Source organism: Bartonella sp. AA86SXKL, assembly GCF_042196885.1.
This window is the reverse complement of the sequence record NZ_JBHIRE010000051.1, coordinates 1-3,943: the sequence shown is the minus strand read 5'-3', so window position 1 is coordinate 3,943 and position 3,943 is coordinate 1. Positions and strand designations below refer to the sequence as shown.

The window sequence follows — 3,943 nt, the reverse complement described above, 5'->3', positions numbered from 1 at the left end:
GGGAGTGCTGTCTCACTGTTAGGCGCGCATCAACATAAAACCGAAGATATCGTGGGGCTTGATGATTTTAGAGCCAAAATCAACGAAGATCTCACAAGCTATGGACGCTTAGCCAGCCCAAATGAATGGCAGAATTATAATAAATTTACCAGCAAAGTCACTATGAGTGGTGGCTTAGAACTGTTGGGTAATTCGTCGTTTAATCTCACCCACAATAATAAAGTTGTGACAAGTCTAAGTGCAAGTGGAAGCATGCTTAAAGGTCCAGCAACTGTTGATGGTAAGGCACTTTACACAAAAGATGAGGCTACCACTGTTCTTCAAAAAATACGCAATGAGATTGCAAAACTGAAAGAAGTTACCGCGCTTAATCCCCTTGAAATCCTCATGACAGAAAGTGGTACCATTCCATTTCCTGATAGTGTTAATAGCTACACCGATATTGAAATATGGGCGTGGGGTGGCGGTGGAGGCGGCAGTAATATAAAAGGCGGTGGTGGAGGTGGCGGCGGTTGCGTACGTATTAAAATCAAAGGATACCAGCTGGGAAACTCAAAAAATGCTCAAATTGGACGTGGTGGGAAAGGCGGTAATAACGAAAGGGGAGGCATAGGTGGTCAAACAATAATTCAGGGACTTCTTACCGCAGGCGGTGGCGGAGGTGGTGGATATTATGGATACGGAACTAGTGGCAGTGAAGGAAGTGCCAACAGCAGTGGTCGCGGCGGTAGCGGTGGCAGCTACTACTCTAGTAACAGTAATGTTAATGGTAGCAGTTCTACTTTCGGTGGCGGGAGTGGTGGTGGCTACGCATACTATAGAAGTAACGACGGCCCCTTTATTGTCTACAAAACAAACATTGGACATGGTGGAAGCTCTATTTATGGGGGGGCTGGTGGTGGTTGCAGTGATGGTATCGCAAAAGGGGGTTACAGTGGGAAAGGCGGCAATGGTGGTGATGGAAATGGTTTTACCAGCGGCGGTGGCGGTGGCTATTTTCCAGGAAAATCTGGTGGAGATGGCGGCAATGGTGGTGACGGAGCAATCTTGTTGAGATTTTTTATCTAGGAGTTTTTTATGAAATATGCAGTTGTTGAAAATGGTGTGGTAACAAATATTATTGTAGCCTCAGAAGATTATGTTCACGCCTTTGATGGTGAAGCTATCCCCTCAAGTGAAGCACAAATCGGCTGGACTTATAAAGACGGAGTGTTTTCTCCTCCCGTGGTGGATAAAGAAACAATGGCAGAGCTTAGCCATAAATCACAAGAAAAAGGTGAAGAAGCTTAGGCACTCAAACAATAGTGTTAATGATGCTTGTTGTATAAGCTGGCTTTGTATGTTTTTAAAATCCCCTTTAAAGCTCTTTCAAAGCCCTTTGAAAGGGCTTTTTTTGACTGACAGTGTCAGTCTTATCGAGCATGGTGATGGTTGTTATTCTCTCTTCATTGATTTGGAGAGCAAAATGGCAACAAAAGTAAATACTCTCTATCGCACTATAGCAAAATCATTCTTTATCTTTAGAAGAAGCCCCGAAATCACGGCGTGCTCCCTCTTCTATTCCAAAAGTTTTGTAAAGAGATTAACGGCTCTTAGCAAGCCGCTCTGATAACCTATCGCTATGAGAAATCTAGCGGATAACCCACAGCAATTATCCTAAAAACTCAAAAACAAGGAGAACGGAACAAAAAATAGAGGCTGGGCTGGTTGTCCAGCCAACGGGACTTAGTTTTGCGAACAACCCCGTCCGATGCAACTCAACTCAACATCGCAGCCACTTCTTCTCACTTGGAAACAGTGAGAAGATGGCTAATATAGATGGAAGAGTGTTAAAAAATGATGGATATACTTTGTAAAGAAAAATTAAAATCTATTGATCCTATAGAACCAGCTGCCGCTTATGTTGGTGGCAAAATAAAGTTGGCAAAAACCATTATCAAAATCATTGAAGGCATTCCCCATCGCACTTATGCCGAACCTTTTGTTGGCATGGGAGGAATATTCTTTAGGCGGAAATTGATTCCCTTATATGAAGTCATCAATGATCGCTCAGGCGATGTGGTGAATTTTTTTCGGGTGTTGCAACGCCATTATCACCCTTTTATGGATCTGTTGGAGTTCCAGATTAGCAGCCGTGAGGCGTTTCAACGTTTTACGTTACAAGATCCAAAGACGCTTACGGATTTAGAGCGAGCTTTGCGGTTTTTATATCTACAGCGGTTGAGTTTTGGTGGGCAGGTGGCAAAGCGTACCTTTGGAGTTGATCCCCACCGTGGTGCACGGTTTAACTCTTTCAAACTTGAAGGGTTCTTAAAGCTTATTTACCGGCGTTTATCAGGTGTCACTATTGAACATTTAGATTGGTTTGATTTTATCAGGCGTTATGACCGGCCAACGACCTTGTTTTACCTTGATCCACCTTATTGGGGCGTTGAGAATTGCTATGGCAAGGATTTGTTTAAGCGAGAGGATTACCAGACGATGTCCACACTGCTTGCACAATTAAAGGGAAAGTTTGTTCTGTCTCTCAATGATGTGCCAGAGATCCGAAAAACCTTTAGCCAATTTAAACTAAAAGAAGTGAATACATCTTATACATGTGGTTCAAATAATCCAATGCCGGCTCAAGAGCTGATCATCTCAAATTGCGATTTCTAAAACGAGAAATAATACATATTAAAGGGTCTTTAAATGATCTTTGAAGACCTTTTGAAACCCCTTAAAAATCTTTCAAAAAAATAAATTAGTATAAAACCTAAGCTATCAGACTTTCTAGTGGAATATTGAACTGTTGGTGCAAGTTTTTAATCATGCGCAGTGTTAATTTTCTTTTACCACTCAAGATTTCATAAACACGATTTAAATGACCAATCGCAGGAACGAGATCTTTAGCACTTAAGTTCATTTGTTCCATTCTAAATTTAATAGCTTCAATCGGGTGAGGAGGAGAAACAGGATAGTGTTCTGCTTCATACGCTTCAATCAACAACACAAGAACCTCCATTTGATCAAATTCTGGAGTATTCTCTTTAGGTTGATTGTCAAACATTGCAGACACAATTTCTAAAGCTTCTTGATAATCTCTCTCTGTACGAATTGGTTTGATATTCATTTCTTAAATTCCTTTAGTTCTACAGTGTTGGCATCAATCGCATCATACTGTTTATGCGTCCCTATAAACTTTATGTAAAGCCAACCTGCTGGATAAAAGATTGAAACAACTAAACGATAATCATTGCCTCTAATATTAAAAACAACACGATTATTCTTTAATATGCTTGCATTTTTATATTTCTCTTTAATGTCATGAGGAGAACGCCATTGTGCGTTTTTAGCTTCATCTACCCATGCTTTTAATGGTTGTTCAGCATCAGGATATCGAGTCCAAAAAGTTTGAAGTGTGGAGATTTTAACAATTTTCATAAGTTTATCCTGATTTTTATCAATCTTAGTACCATTTTGGGACCAAGTCAAGATATTTATAAAAAGAAAGTGCTTGTTGAAAACAAACCTTTCTCAAGAGCGGCTCTTTACCTCTCATTTTTCCCATTCATTTCATTAGCCAACCATTTAAAGGAGCATAAAGTATGGCAACAGGTTTTCTACACGGTGTTGAAGTTGTCGAGGTTGACGACGGCACCCGTCCCCTTCGCGCAGTACAATCGGCAGTTATCGGGATTGTTGGTACAGCACCCGATGCCGATGAACAAGCATTCCCTCTTAACACACCCGTTTTGGTAACGGGTTCTCTTTCACAAGCCGCTAAACTGGATAAAACGGGTAAGCGTCAAGGCACCTTACCCAATGCCCTTGATCTCATTTTCAAGCAAGTGGGTGCCATTGTTGTTGTCGTACGCGTGCACGAGGGTGACAACGAAAATGCAACACTCACCAATATTCTGGGTGGTGTAAACGCAAATGGTGCTTATGAAGGTGTTCATGC

Annotated in this window: 5 protein-coding genes and 1 pseudogene; 4 read left to right on the top strand and 2 right to left on the bottom strand. The window is 41.3% G+C overall.

Features of this window, described 5'->3' with window-relative positions:
- The 3 genes from ACFIO5_RS09400 to ACFIO5_RS09390 form a co-directional block, all read left to right on the top strand.
- Positions 1-1,068 (top strand): Bgr_08870 family protein (locus ACFIO5_RS09400; RefSeq protein WP_375705273.1); only part of this gene is annotated, 1,068 nt, incomplete at its 5' end.
- A 9-nt stretch (positions 1,069-1,077) separates the two neighbouring features.
- Complete coding sequence (locus ACFIO5_RS09395) at positions 1,078-1,290, top strand: hypothetical protein (protein ID WP_375635108.1); 213 nt, start codon at positions 1,078-1,080, stop codon at positions 1,288-1,290.
- Positions 1,291-1,839: 549 nt separating this feature from the next.
- On the top strand, positions 1,840-2,658 hold the full coding sequence (locus tag ACFIO5_RS09390; RefSeq protein ID WP_375635109.1) for a DNA adenine methylase: 819 nt from the start codon (positions 1,840-1,842) through the stop codon (positions 2,656-2,658).
- A gap of 97 nt (positions 2,659-2,755) precedes the next feature.
- Here ACFIO5_RS09390 and ACFIO5_RS09385 read toward each other — a convergent pair whose 3' ends face one another.
- Complete coding sequence (locus tag ACFIO5_RS09385; protein WP_375613954.1) at positions 2,756-3,112, bottom strand: helix-turn-helix domain-containing protein; 357 nt, start codon at positions 3,110-3,112, stop codon at positions 2,756-2,758.
- The gene (locus ACFIO5_RS09380; protein WP_375612347.1) at positions 3,109-3,423 is read right to left on the bottom strand and encodes a type II toxin-antitoxin system HigB family toxin; all 315 of its coding nucleotides are present in this window, start codon (positions 3,421-3,423) and stop codon (positions 3,109-3,111) included. The genes ACFIO5_RS09385 and ACFIO5_RS09380 overlap by 4 nt, the downstream gene beginning before the upstream one ends.
- Positions 3,424-3,587: 164 nt before the next feature.
- On the opposite strand from ACFIO5_RS09380, the pseudogene ACFIO5_RS09375 reads away from it, so the two are divergent.
- A pseudogene (locus ACFIO5_RS09375) lies at positions 3,588-3,943 on the top strand (phage tail protein); the annotation flags it as partial.